The following is a 13,182-nucleotide window of genomic DNA, read 5'->3' as shown; positions in this document are numbered from 1 at the left end:
GGCTAAATGAGAACGACCCGCGCTTGAGCAAATGCGGAAAAAAACGCTGGGCATTATAAGCATTTTTCTGATCGGGAGCGCGGTTGGCGCTGCTGTCAAGACGGGCGGATTGAACGCAATGGACATTGCAGAGTCCGTAACTCACGGAAAGTCATAGGGAATTGGTAGTGCCAGGACTCTTCAACAAAAAATCCGGTTCGCTCCTCGGAATCGATATCAGCTCTACCTCGGTAAAGCTTCTGGAATTGAGCCGTCAGGGCGAACGCTTCCGGGTCGAGGCTTATGCGGTCGAGCCGTTGCCGGTCGGCGCGGTGATCGAAAAGAACATCGCTGACCTCGAAGGCGTGGGGCTGGCCCTCGCGCGCGCGCTGACCAGGGCCAGAACCGGCCTCAAGGGTGTGGCCGTCGCTGTGGCAGGCTCGGCGGTGATCACCAAGATCATCGAGATGGATGCTGGACTTTCCGAAGACGAGATGGAAAGCCAACTGAAGATCGAGGCTGATCAATACATTCCTTATCCCCTGGATGAAGTTGCGATCGACTTTGAAGCCCAGGGGGCCTCCGCGCGCAACCCGGAGCGGGTCAACGTATTGCTCGCGGCTTGCCGAAAGGAAAACGTCGAGGTCCGTGAGGCCGCCCTGGCTCTGGCCGGGCTGACCGCCCGCGTAGTCGATGTCGAGGCCTACGCTCTGGAGCGTTCATTCGGGTTGCTGGCCAGTCGGTTTGCGGTTTCCGAGGGGCCTTTGACGGTCGCAGTGGTGGATGTCGGCGCCACCATGACCACCCTGAGCGTGTTGCACAACGGGCGGATTATCTACACCCGTGAGCAACTGTTCGGCGGTCGGCAGTTGACCGGGGAAATCCAGCGTCGCTATGGCCTGACGCTGGAGCAGGCGAGTCTTGCGCAAAGGAAGGGCGGCCTGCCGGATGATTATGTCGGTGAGGTCCTGCAGCCCTTTCAACAGGCACTGGTGCAGCAGGTGTCGCGCTCGCTGCAGTTCTTCTTTGCCGCCGGTCAGTACGGCGCTGTCGACCATATCCTGCTGGCTGGCGGTACCGCGTCGGTCCCGGGGCTGGACCGTTTGGTCGAGCAGCAATTGGGCACGCCGACCCTGATCGCGAACCCTTTTTCCGCAATGACGCTGGGCAGCAAGGTCAACGGTGCTGCCCTGGCGAGTGACGCCCCGGCGTTGATGATCGCCTGTGGTCTTGCCCTCAGGAGCTTCGACTGATGGCACGGATCAACCTTTTACCCTGGCGCGAGGAGCGGCGTGAAGTCCGCCGCAAACGCTTCCTGCTGGTCTTGGTGGCCGCTATGGCGGGCACGATGGGCGCGGTGCTGGTTGCCAACCAGGCCATCAGCCGTGCCATCGACCGGCAAATCGCCCGTAACGATTACATCGGCAGGCAAATCGCCGTGGTCGATGAGCGGATCACGCAGATCAATGATCTCAAGGCGCGCCGCCAGCAACTGGTCGAGCGCATGCGAATCATCCAGGGCCTGCAAGACAACCGCCAAATCAGCGGGCGAATATTTGACCAGCTGGCGCGGGCACTGCCTGAGGGCGTGTATTTCACCGAAGTGAGAATGACCGGAAAGACCTTGTCCATCACCGGTGCCGCGCAATCCAACAACCTTGTTTCAGACTTGATGCGCAACCTCGAGGCATCAGACTGGTTCGATGCGCCGAGCCTGACCGAAGTCAAGGCCGCAGCTGTCGGTCAGGTGGAGCAGGCCAACGTCTTCCAGTTGAGCGTTCGCCAGACTCAACCCGCAGCACCGGAGGAAGGCAAATGAGCCTGTCCGAATGGTTCGAAGGGCTGCGCAAGATCGACTTCAACGACCTGGACACCAGCAACATGGGGGCCTGGCCGCCGGCGATCAAGTGTCTGGTGGCCGGTTTGCTCATGCTTGTGGTGCTGGCCTTGGGCTACAACTTTTCCACTCGCGACCTCGAGAACCAGCTCGATTTGAAGCGCGAGGAAGAATTGACGCTCAAGGAACAGTTCGCCGGCAAAGTCCGCATGGCGGCGAATCTCGATCTCTACACCCAGCAGTTGAAGGAGATGGAGAACGCTTTCGGCGTGCTGTTGCGGCAACTGCCCGGCGACACCGAAGTGCCTGGCTTGCTGGAAGACATCACGCGTACAGGTCTGGGCAGTGGCCTGGAGTTCGAGGAGATCAAGTTGCTGCCGGAGGTCGCCCAGCCGTTCTACATCGAGTTGCCAATCCAGATCACGGTCACCGGGGGCTACCATGACCTGGCCACCTTCGTCAGTGGCGTGGCCGGGTTGCCGCGAATCGTCACCTTGCACGATTTCGACCTTGCCCCCGTCAGTCCCCAGGGTGCTCCGAAACTGCGCTTGAGCATCCTCGCCAAGACCTACCGCTACAACGAAACGGGGCGGCATCAATGAACCCGGCGCGTTGTTTTCCGATGGTGCTGTTACTGGCTGTTCTGTCCGGTTGTGGCGCTGGCGATGACTACAGCGATCTGGATGCCTACTTGAGCGAAATACGCCTGCGCGGGCCGGGCGGTATTGAACCAACGCCGGTATTCCGGTCTTACCCGACATTCACCTACGACGCAGCGAACCTGCGCAGTCCGTTTTCACCACAGGTCAGCACTGATCTGGCGGCCCATCGGCGGGGTTCGCGCAACGTCAAGCCCGACCCTGACCGGGTCAGGCAATACCTCGAAGGTTTCAACATCGAGCAGTTTGAAATGGTCGGCACCCTTTCCAATGCGACATGCTCCTTTGCCCTGTTGCGCGGGGCGGGTGGCGTGCACCGCCTGAAGGTCGGTGATTACCTGGGGCGTAACGATGGACGAATCGTTGCGATCAGTGGTTCGCAAGTCGATGTGGTTGAAATTGTCCCTGATGGTCAGGGCGCGTGGCTGGAGCGTCCCCGGACCATCCCTTTGAAAGAGCACTCATAGTGGAACCCGAATAATGAACAGGATTTTCTCCGCCTTCGGCCTTTCGCTATGGATAGCGATGTTGTCGCCGATGGTACAAGCGGCCAATCTCAAGGCGCTGGATGTCGCTGCGCTACCGGGAGACCGGGTCGAGTTGAAGTTGTCGTTCGATGCACCGCCCCCGTTGCCTCAGGGTTACATGACGGAGTCGCCGGCCCGGATTGCGCTGGATTTGCCGGGTGTCGCCAGTCAACTGGCCAGCAAGACTCGCGATCTCGGCAGTGGAAATGCCCGAAGTGCAACGGTGGTGGAGGCCGGGGACCGTACGCGATTGATCATCAACCTGGCTCAGTCGGCCCAGTACGACTCGCGAATTGAAGGCAACAATTTGCTGGTGGTAGTCGGGCAGGGGGTCAAACCGTCGGCAATCCCGGCAATCCCGGCACGCGCCGCTGCGACGCCAGGCAAGGCCATTCGGGGTGTGGATTTTCAGCGAGGCACACAGGGCGAGGGCAACGTGGTGATCGACTTGTCGGACCCATCGATTGCGCCCGACATACAACAGCGTGAGGGCAAGATTATTGTCGGGTTTGCCAAAACCCGATTGCCCGAGTCGTTGCGCGTGCGTCTGGATGTGAAGGATTTCGCCACGCCCGTGCAGTTCGTCAATGCCAGCGCAAGCGGCGATCGAGCCACCATCAGCATCGAGCCCGGTGGTGCGTTCGATTACTCGACCTATCAGACCGACAGCAAGCTCACGGTCAGCGTTCGCCCGGCGACGGTCGACGACCTGCAAAAGCGCAATGCCGGGCTACAGGCCTACAGCGGCGAGAAACTTTCGCTGAATTTCCAGGACATCGATGTGCGTTCGGTGCTGCAATTGATCGCCGATTTCACCAACCTCAACCTGGTGGCCAGCGACACGGTGCAGGGTGGCATCACATTGCGCCTGCAGAACGTGCCGTGGGATCAGGCGCTGGATCTGGTGCTGAAAACCAAGGGGCTGGACAAGCGCAGGGTCGGTAATGTCCTGCTTGTTGCGCCGACCGATGAAATTGCTGCCCGTGAGCGTCAGGAGCTGGAATCACAAAAGCAGATTGCCGATCTGGCGCCGTTGCGCCGGGAACTGTTGCAGGTGAATTACGCCAAGGCGGCGGACATCGCCAAGCTCTTCCAGTCGGTGACCAGTGCCGAAGCGAAACCCGACGAACGGGGGTCGATCACCGTCGACGAGCGCACCAACAACATCATTGCCTACCAGACCCAGGACCGGCTTGATGAGCTGCGCAGGATCGTCACGCAGCTGGATATCCCTGTGCGTCAGGTCATGATCGAGGCGCGCATTGTCGAAGCCAACGTCGACTATGACAAAAGCCTCGGGGTGCGCTGGGGCGGATCGATACAGAACAGGGGCAACTGGAACACCTCCGGTGTCAGCAATGGACTCAACGGCTCATCGACCATCGGCACGCCCGGCAGTACCAGCACCAACTCACCGTTCGTCGACATGGGCGTCGCCAACAACACCTCGGGAATCGGCATCGCGTTCATCACCGATAACGTCTTGCTGGACCTGGAACTGACGGCCATGGAGAAAACCGGCAACGGCGAAATCGTCTCGCAACCCAAGGTGGTCACGTCCGACAAGGAAACCGCCAAGATCCTCAAGGGCACCGAGATTCCCTATCAGGAGGCCAGTTCCAGTGGCGCGACTTCGGTGTCGTTCAAGGAGGCCTCGCTGTCGCTGGAGGTGACGCCGCAGATCACGCCCGACAACCGGATCATCATGGAGGTGAAGGTGACCAAGGACGAGCCGGACTACCTGAACAAGGTCCAGGATGTACCGCCGATCAAGAAAAACGAAGTCAACGCCAAGGTCCTGGTCAACGATGGCGAGACCATCGTCATTGGCGGCGTTTTCTCAAATACTCAGAGCAAGGTCGTAGATAAGGTGCCATTTCTTGGCGATGTGCCGTATCTTGGCCGCCTTTTCCGGCGTGATGTGGTTTCGGAGAAAAAATCCGAGCTGTTGGTATTCCTCACTCCGCGTATCATGAATAATCAGGCGATTGCTGTGAGTCATTGATTCTGTGCGAAATTTGATTCTTGTAGGACCGATGGGTGCTGGAAAAAGCACCATCGGCCGGTTGCTGGCCAAAGAGCTGCGCCTGCCATTCAAAGATTCCGATAAGGAAATTGAATTGCGCACGGGCGCCAATATCCCTTGGATCTTCGATAAAGAAGGCGAACCGGGCTTTCGTGATCGCGAGCAGGCAATGATTGCCGAGCTGTGCGATTACGACGGAGTGGTGCTGGCGACAGGTGGGGGCGCGGTCATGCGCGAAGCCAATCGTCGGGCACTGCATGCCGGTGGGCGGGTGGTTTATCTGCATGCGTCGGTCGAGCAGCAGGTCGGCCGCACGGCCCGTGACCGCAATCGGCCATTGTTGCGTACCGCCGATCCGGCCAAGACCCTTCGGGACCTGTTGGCGATCCGCGATCCGCTTTACCGGGAAATTGCCGACCTGGTGGTCGAAACCGATGAGCGACCGCCGCGAATGGTCGTACTCGACATTCTAGAGCGCCTGCAGCAGTTGCCGCCCCGTTAAAGCGCCGCGCGAAATGCGCTATCCTCGGCGTCTCGCCATGACCGCTCAAGGTTGTGGCGGATGGCTACCGAACGGCGTCACACCAGCAGATGCCGTGGATATTCGTTAACTCAAGGCAGGACGCCTGATTCATCTTCACTGTGGGGACACATGCAGACACTCAAGGTCGATCTAGGCGAGCGCAGCTACCCGATTCATATTGGCGAAGGTTTGTTGGATCAGCCTGAGCTGCTGGCCCCGCACATTCGCGGACGGCAAGTAGCGATCATCTCCAACGAGACTGTTGCACCGCTCTATCTCGAGCGTCTGACCCGCAGCCTGGCGCAGTTCTCGGTGATTTCCGTGGTGCTGCCCGACGGTGAAGCCTTCAAGACCTGGGAAACCCTGCAACTGATTTTCGACGGTCTGCTGACCGCACGGCATGATCGCCGCACCACGGTGATCGCCCTCGGTGGCGGTGTGATCGGTGACATGGCCGGCTTTGCCGCCGCCTGCTACCAGCGCGGCGTCGATTTCATCCAGGTTCCGACCACGCTGCTGTCGCAGGTCGACTCCTCGGTGGGCGGCAAGACCGGGATCAACCATCCGCTGGGCAAGAACATGGTCGGCGCCTTCTATCAGCCGAACGTGGTGCTGATCGATACCGCCAGCCTCAATACCCTGCCGGCGCGCGAACTGTCCGCCGGTCTGGCCGAAGTCATCAAGTACGGGCTGATCTGTGATGAGCCGTTCCTGACCTGGCTCGAAGACAACGTCGACCGCCTGCGCAATCTGGATCAGCAAGCCCTGACCTATGCCATCGAGCGCTCCTGCGCGGCCAAGGCCGCGGTGGTCGGTGCCGATGAGAAAGAGACGGGCGTTCGTGCCACGTTGAACCTGGGCCACACTTTTGGCCACGCCATCGAAACCCACATGGGCTATGGTGTCTGGCTACATGGGGAAGCGGTGGCTGCTGGCACCGTGATGGCGCTGGAAATGTCCGCGCGACTGGGCTGGATCAGCGAGCAGGAGCGTGATCGCGGCATTCGTCTGTTCCAGCGTGCAGGGCTGCCGGTCATTCCGCCAGAAGAGATGACAGAAGCCGATTTCCTCGAACATATGTCCATTGATAAAAAAGTGATCGACGGTCGTTTGCGCCTGGTGCTGCTGCGCCACATGGGTGAAGCGGTGGTGACCGACGATTATCCGAAAGAGGTTCTACAGGCCACGCTGGGGGCAGACTACCGCGCCCTGGCTCAGCTTAAAGGTTAATAAGAACACGATGACTAGTTTGCATGCCGACGAGGCTTTCCTCGGCCATTACCAGTTGAGTCATGACCCTTTTGCTCCACGGGTGCCTGGCTTCAAATTTTTCCCGGCCCAGCGCAAACCCGTGCTGGGACAGTTGCATCACCTGGCCCGCTACAGTCAGCTGCTGCTGGTCGTCACTGGCCCCGAGGGCAGTGGCAAGACCCTGTTGCGTCAGGCCCTGGTCGCCAGCACCAACAAGCAGTCGGTACAAAGTGTGGTGGTGTCCGCCCGTGGCGCCGGCGATGCGGCCGGGGTGCTGCGTCAGGTGGCCCAGGCGCTGAATGTCGCCCAGGCGGATGCCGACGCTATCCTGGCCCAGGTGGTGCAGCTTGCACTCACCGGCCAGGAAGTCTATTTGCTGGTCGATGACGCCGAACAGCTCGATGAGTCCGCCCTTGAGGTTCTGATGGTCCTGGCGGCCGGCGCGCCTGAAGGTCGCCCGCATGTATTCCTGTTCGGTGAGACCGCGCTGATCGCTCAGCTTGAGGCTTTGCATCTCGAGGAAGAGCGTTTCCACGTCATCGAATTGCAGCCCTATACCGAGGACGAAACCCGCGAGTATCTGGAGCAGCGGCTCGAGGGCGCTGGCCGCGGCATCGAACTTTTCACCGCGGATCAGATCTCTGATATTCACGAAAGCTCCGAAGGTTGGCCTGGCAGCATCAATCAGGTCGCCCGCGATGCAATGATCGAAGCCATGATCGCCAGCCGCTCTGCGGTCAAGCGTCCAAAAATGGGGTTCAATATGCCGAAGAAACACGTATTGGCGATTTCCGCCGTTGTCGTGGTTGCGGTAGCTGCCGCCTGGATGATGCCGGGTCGCAACAAGGCACCGACCACCGGTGCGCCCGCCAATGAACAGGCGCAACTGCCGCTTGGCCAGGGCCAGCCAACCGCGAATGGCGGTGCTCCGGCCGTGGAATTCGCCGGCAACACCCAGCCGATGCCGTTGCCGTTGGTCGGTAACTCGCAACCGGTCATGCGCGCCCCGCTGGCTGAAGCCGCAGGCGGCATCACCGAAGGCGACGACGGCGTTCCGGTTGAAGGCTCCAGCGCCACACCACCGACGGTGACCACCACCGCGCCGCCTGTGGGCGTTCCTGCCGGCCCTGCGCCGACACCAGCGGCCAAGCCTGCACCTGCGCCGACTCAGGTCGCCACGGCCAAGCCAGCGCCTGCTCCAGTGGCCAAGCCAGCCCCTGCGCCAGCCAAGCCAGCCGTTGCTGCGGCGGCCAAGCCTGCCGAGAAACCGGCTCCTACGGCCAAGGCGGCGGGTGGCACCTGGTACGCCGGTCAGGCACCGGGCAACTACGTGGTGCAAATCCTCGGCACCAGCTCCGAAACTGCCGCACAAAGCTTCGTGAAGGAGCAGGGCGGCGAGTACCGTTATTTCAAGAAAGTCCTCAATGGCAAGCCGCTCTACGTGATCACCTATGGCAACTTCGCCAACCGTGATGCAGCCGTTTCCGCCATCAAGGCCTTGCCAGCGAAGGTTCAGGCTGGTAAACCTTGGCCTCGCACTGTCGCCAGCGTCCAACAGGAACTGGCAACAACTCGCTGAAGATTCGGCGGCCTTACCCAGGCCGCCTCTCCAAGCACCTCAAAATTTCTACAAGTGCGCGCAACCTTCCGGGCTGCGTGCCTTGTGGTGTCTGCGTCACAGTAGTCTTTGAGTCGTTGCGGTCAAAATTAAAAAAGTTTTGACTAGCACAGCATATCGCTTTAAACCTTTCACAAATGCGACATAGATTTGCGACATTTCGTCGTCAAATTTGTGAGGCCAAGTGTCGGTGTGTACAATGACCTCCCTTTTGTCCCCGCAAAGCTGGCGTACGTTCGGCGCGGATGGCAAGTGGTTGAATTGAAAAGAAATTTGCCTCGTACAGAGGCAGCCTGGTGAGAAAGTGTCTATGAAAGCAGGTCTGTACCAACCAGATGAATTCAAGGATAACTGTGGTTTCGGCCTGATAGCCCATATGCAGGGCGAGCCCAGTCATACCCTTTTGCAAACGGCCATCGAGGCCCTGACCTGCATGACCCACCGCGGTGGGATTAATGCCGACGGCAAGACCGGTGACGGTTGCGGTCTGCTGATTCAAAAGCCGGACGTGTTCCTGCGAGCCATCGCCCAGGAAACCTTCGGCGTCGAAATGCCCAAGCAATATGCGGTGGGCATGGTCTTCTTCAACCAGGATCCGGTCAAAGCCGAAGCCGCTCGCGAGAACATGAACCGCGAGATCCTGGCCGCCGGCTTGCAACTGGTTGGCTGGCGCAAAGTGCCGATCGACACCAGCGTCCTCGGCCGCCTGGCCCTTGAGCGCCTGCCGCAGATCGAGCAAGTGTTCATCGGCGGTGAAGGCCTGAGCGACCAGGACATGGCCGTCAAGCTGTTCACCTCCCGTCGTCGCTCGTCCGTGGCCAACGCCGCCGACACCGACCACTACGTCTGCAGCTTTTCGCACAAGACCATCATTTACAAAGGCCTGATGATGCCGGCGGACTTGACCGCCTTCTATCCGGACCTGAGCGATGAGCGCCTGCAAACTTCGATTTGCGTGTTCCACCAGCGCTTCTCCACCAACACCCTGCCGAAATGGCCGCTGGCTCAACCGTTCCGCTTCCTGGCGCACAACGGCGAGATCAACACCATCACCGGCAACCGCAACTGGGCCGTGGCCCGTCGCACCAAGTTCACCAACGACCTGATGGACCTGGAAGAACTCGGCCCGCTGGTCAACCGCGTGGGTTCCGACTCCTCGAGCATGGACAACATGCTGGAGCTGATGGTCACCGGCGGCATCGACCTGTTCCGTGGCGTGCGGATGATCATTCCGCCAGCGTGGCAGAACGTCGAGACCATGGACCCGGATCTGCGCGCGTTCTACGAATACAACTCGATGCACATGGAACCGTGGGACGGCCCGGCCGGCGTGGTAATGACCGACGGTCGCTACGCGGTGTGCCTGCTCGACCGTAACGGTCTGCGTCCGGCGCGTTGGGTCACCACCAAGAACGGCTTCATCACCCTGGCCTCGGAAATCGGTGTCTGGAACTACCAGCCTGAAGACGTGATCGCCAAGGGTCGTGTGGGACCTGGCCAGATCTTTGCCGTGGACACCGAGACCGGTCAGATCCTCGACACCGATGCGATCGACAACCGTCTGAAGTCCCGTCATCCGTACAAGCAATGGCTGCGCAAGAATGCCCTGCGCATCCAGGCGACCATGGAAGACAACGACCACGGTTCGGCGTTCTACGACGTCGATCAGCTCAAGCAATACATGAAGATGTACCAGGTCACGTTCGAAGAGCGCGACCAGGTGCTGCGCCCGCTCGGCGAGCAAGGCTACGAAGCCGTGGGTTCGATGGGCGACGATACGCCGATGGCCGTGCTGTCCCAGCGCGTGCGCACGCCGTACGACTATTTCCGCCAGCAGTTCGCCCAGGTGACCAACCCGCCGATCGACCCGCTGCGTGAAGCCATCGTCATGTCGCTGGAAATCTGCCTCGGTGCCGAGCGCAACATTTTCCAGGAGTCGCCGGAACACGCTTCGCGCGTGATCCTCAGCTCGCCGGTCATTTCCCCGGCCAAGTGGCGTTCGCTGATGAACCTCGATCGTTCGGGCTTCGAGCGCGCGATCATCGATCTGAACTACGACGAAAGCGTCGGCCTCGAAGCGGCCATCCGCAACGTCGCCGATCAGGCTGAAGAAGCCGTGCGCGCCGGTCGTACCCAGGTCGTGCTGAGTGACCGTCACATCGCCCCGGGCAAGTTGCCGATCCATGCGTCCCTGGCCACCGGCGCGGTGCACCACCGCCTGACCGAAAAAGGCCTGCGTTGCGACTCCAACATCCTGGTGGAAACCGCGACCGCTCGTGACCCGCATCACTTCGCCGTGTTGATCGGTTTCGGTGCCTCTGCCGTTTATCCGTTCCTGGCCTACGAAGTGCTGGGTGACCTGATCCGTACCGGTGAAGTACTGGGCGACCTCTACGAGGTGTTCAAGAACTACCGTAAAGGCATCACCAAGGGCCTGCTCAAGATCCTGTCGAAGATGGGCATCTCGACCATCACGTCGTACCGCGGTGCGCAGTTGTTCGAGGCCATCGGCCTGTCCGAGGAAGTCTGCAACCTGAGCTTCCGTGGCGTGCCGAGCCGCATCAAGGGTGCGCGTTTCGTCGACATCGAAGCTGAACAGAAAGCCCTGGCCACCGAAGCCTGGAGTCCGCGCAAGCCAATCCAGCAAGGCGGCCTGCTGAAGTTCGTCCACGGTGGCGAATATCACGCGTACAACCCGGACGTGGTCAACACCCTGCAGGCGGCTGTGCAGCAGGGCGACTACAGCAAGTTCAAGGAATACACCTCGCTGGTGGACAACCGCCCGGTGTCGATGATCCGCGACCTGCTGAAAGTCAAAACCCTCGACACTCCATTGGATATCAGCGAGATCGAACCGCTGGAATCGGTGCTCAAGCGCTTCGACTCCGCCGGTATCTCCCTGGGCGCCCTGTCGCCGGAAGCTCACGAAGCCCTGGCCGAAGCCATGAACCGCCTCGGTGCGCGTTCCAACTCCGGCGAAGGCGGCGAAGACCCGGCGCGCTACGGCACCATCAAGAGCTCGAAAATCAAGCAGGTTGCGACTGGCCGTTTCGGTGTGACCCCGGAATACCTGGTCAATGCCGAAGTGCTGCAGATCAAGGTCGCCCAAGGCGCCAAGCCGGGCGAGGGTGGTCAACTGCCGGGCGGTAAAGTGAACGGTCTGATCGCCAAGCTGCGTTACGCAGTGCCAGGCGTGACGCTGATTTCGCCACCGCCGCACCACGACATCTATTCGATCGAAGACTTGTCGCAGCTGATTTTCGACCTGAAACAAGTCAACCCGAAGGCGCTGGTTTCAGTGAAGCTGGTAGCAGAGGCAGGCGTCGGTACCATCGCCGCCGGTGTGGCCAAGGCCTACGCGGACTTGATCACCATCTCCGGCTACGACGGCGGCACCGGTGCATCGCCGCTGACCTCGATCAAATACGCGGGCGCTCCGTGGGAACTCGGCCTGGCCGAAACCCACCAGACCCTGCGCGGCAACGACTTGCGCGGCAAAGTCCGGGTACAAACCGACGGCGGCCTGAAAACCGGCCTCGACGTGATCAAGGCGGCCATCCTCGGCGCTGAAAGCTTCGGCTTCGGCACCGCGCCGATGATCGCCCTGGGCTGTAAATACCTGCGCATCTGCCACCTGAACAACTGCGCCACCGGCGTCGCGACTCAGAACGAGAAGCTGCGCAAGGACCACTACATCGGCACCGTCGACATGGTGGTGAATTTCTTCACCTACGTCGCCGAAGAAACCCGTGAGTGGCTGGCGAAGCTGGGCGTGCGTTCCCTCGAGGAGCTGATCGGCCGTACCGATCTGCTGGAGGTCCTCGAAGGCCAGACCGCCAAGCAGCATCACCTGGACCTGACTCCGTTGCTGGGCAGCGACCACGTGCCGGCGGACAAACCGCAGTTCTGTGGCGTAGAGCGCAACCCGCCGTTCGACAAAGGCCTGCTGGCCGAGAAAATGGTCGATATGGCCACCTCGGCGATCAACGACCTGAGCGGCGCTGAATTCGCCCTGGATATCTGCAACTGCGACCGCTCCATCGGTGCACGGATCTCCGGCGAAATCGCGCGCAAGCACGGCAACCAGGGCATGGCCAATGCGCCGATCACCTTCCGCTTCAAGGGCACTGCGGGCCAGAGCTTTGGTGTGTGGAACGCCGGCGGCCTGAACATGTACCTGGAAGGCGACGCCAACGACTACGTCGGCAAGGGCATGACCGGTGGCAAGCTGGTGATCGTGCCGCCGAAAGGCAGCGTCTACCGCACTCAGGACAGTGCCATCATCGGCAACACCTGCCTGTACGGCGCCACGGGCGGCAAGCTGTTCGCCGCCGGCACCGCGGGCGAGCGTTTCGCCGTGCGTAACTCCGGTGCCCACACTGTGGTGGAAGGCACTGGCGATCACTGCTGCGAGTACATGACCGGTGGTTTCGTCTGCGTATTGGGCAAGACCGGTTACAACTTCGGCTCTGGCATGACCGGCGGTTTCGCCTACGTGCTCGACCAGGACAACACCTTCGTTGACCGGGTCAACCACGAACTGGTGGAAATCCAGCGGATCAGCGGCGAGGCGATGGAAGCCTACCGTAGCCACCTGCAACGCGTGCTGAACGAGTACGTCGAGGAAACCGACAGCGAGTGGGGTCGTGAGCTCGCCGAGAACCTCGATGATTACGTGCGTCGTTTCTGGCTGGTCAAGCCCAAGGCTGCCAACCTGAAATCGTTGCTTTCCAGCACCCGTGCCAACCCGCAGTGATGCGCC

At 60.7% G+C, this 13,182-nt stretch carries 9 protein-coding genes; all 9 read left to right on the top strand.

Going from position 1 to position 13,182, the window contains the following annotated elements; genetic code table 11:
- Nucleotides 1–167: 167 nt before the first annotated feature.
- The 9 genes from KW838_RS13665 to gltB all read left to right on the top strand — a co-directional run bounded on the left by KW838_RS13665 (nt 168) and on the right by gltB (nt 13,176).
- The gene (locus KW838_RS13665; RefSeq protein ID WP_218501333.1) at nt 168–1,232 is read left to right on the top strand and encodes a pilus assembly protein PilM; all 1,065 of its coding nucleotides are present in this window, start codon (nt 168–170) and stop codon (nt 1,230–1,232) included.
- Nucleotides 1,232–1,798 (top strand): PilN domain-containing protein, encoded by a 567-nt coding sequence (locus KW838_RS13660; RefSeq protein ID WP_218501332.1) that lies wholly within the window; start codon nt 1,232–1,234, stop codon nt 1,796–1,798. Before KW838_RS13665 ends, KW838_RS13660 begins: the two co-directional genes overlap by 1 nt.
- Nucleotides 1,795–2,418 (top strand): type 4a pilus biogenesis protein PilO, encoded by a 624-nt coding sequence (locus tag KW838_RS13655; protein WP_218501331.1) that lies wholly within the window; start codon nt 1,795–1,797, stop codon nt 2,416–2,418. The genes KW838_RS13660 and KW838_RS13655 overlap by 4 nt, the downstream gene beginning before the upstream one ends.
- Nucleotides 2,415–2,942, top strand: a complete 528-nt coding sequence (locus tag KW838_RS13650; RefSeq protein ID WP_218501330.1) for a pilus assembly protein PilP — start codon at nt 2,415–2,417, stop codon at nt 2,940–2,942. Before KW838_RS13655 ends, KW838_RS13650 begins: the two co-directional genes overlap by 4 nt.
- Before the next feature lie 13 nt (nt 2,943–2,955).
- Nucleotides 2,956–5,007 carry a type IV pilus secretin PilQ gene (gene pilQ / locus KW838_RS13645; RefSeq protein WP_218501329.1) on the top strand — a complete coding sequence of 684 codons (2,052 nt, stop codon included), beginning with the start codon at nt 2,956–2,958 and terminating at the stop codon, nt 5,005–5,007.
- A gap of 4 nt (nt 5,008–5,011) precedes the next feature.
- Nucleotides 5,012–5,530, top strand: a complete 519-nt coding sequence (aroK, locus tag KW838_RS13640) for a shikimate kinase AroK (RefSeq protein WP_015093141.1) — start codon at nt 5,012–5,014, stop codon at nt 5,528–5,530.
- 150 nt (nt 5,531–5,680) lie between these two features.
- Complete coding sequence (gene aroB / locus KW838_RS13635) at nt 5,681–6,781, top strand: 3-dehydroquinate synthase (RefSeq protein WP_007975598.1); 1,101 nt, start codon at nt 5,681–5,683, stop codon at nt 6,779–6,781.
- A gap of 10 nt (nt 6,782–6,791) precedes the next feature.
- On the top strand, nt 6,792–8,381 hold the full coding sequence (locus KW838_RS13630) for an AAA family ATPase (RefSeq protein ID WP_102698574.1): 1,590 nt from the start codon (nt 6,792–6,794) through the stop codon (nt 8,379–8,381).
- Nucleotides 8,382–8,730: 349 nt separating this feature from the next.
- On the top strand, nt 8,731–13,176 hold the full coding sequence (gltB, locus tag KW838_RS13625; protein WP_218501328.1) for a glutamate synthase large subunit: 4,446 nt from the start codon (nt 8,731–8,733) through the stop codon (nt 13,174–13,176).
- Nucleotides 13,177–13,182: the final 6 nt, after the last annotated feature.

Source organism: Pseudomonas sp. PDM27, assembly GCF_019219205.1.
Classification (GTDB): domain Bacteria; phylum Pseudomonadota; class Gammaproteobacteria; order Pseudomonadales; family Pseudomonadaceae; genus Aquipseudomonas; species Aquipseudomonas laurylsulfatiphila.
The sequence above is the reverse complement of the archived record's forward strand: the minus strand, read 5'-3'. Positions and strand labels throughout refer to the sequence as shown.

Bases quoted from the DNA above. Each gene is read 5' to 3' on its own strand.
- KW838_RS13660 (WP_218501332.1), top strand. From the start codon at position 1,232: ATGGCACGGATCAACCTTTTACCCTGGCGCGAGGAGCGGCGTGAAGTC.
- KW838_RS13655 (WP_218501331.1), top strand. From the start codon at position 1,795: ATGAGCCTGTCCGAATGGTTCGAAGGGCTGCGCAAGATCGACTTCAAC.
- KW838_RS13650 (WP_218501330.1), top strand. From the start codon at position 2,415: ATGAACCCGGCGCGTTGTTTTCCGATGGTGCTGTTACTGGCTGTTCTG.
- pilQ (WP_218501329.1), top strand. From the start codon at position 2,956: ATGAACAGGATTTTCTCCGCCTTCGGCCTTTCGCTATGGATAGCGATG.
- aroB (WP_007975598.1), top strand. From the start codon at position 5,681: ATGCAGACACTCAAGGTCGATCTAGGCGAGCGCAGCTACCCGATTCAT.
- KW838_RS13630 (WP_102698574.1), top strand. From the start codon at position 6,792: ATGACTAGTTTGCATGCCGACGAGGCTTTCCTCGGCCATTACCAGTTG.
- gltB (WP_218501328.1), top strand. From the start codon at position 8,731: ATGAAAGCAGGTCTGTACCAACCAGATGAATTCAAGGATAACTGTGGT.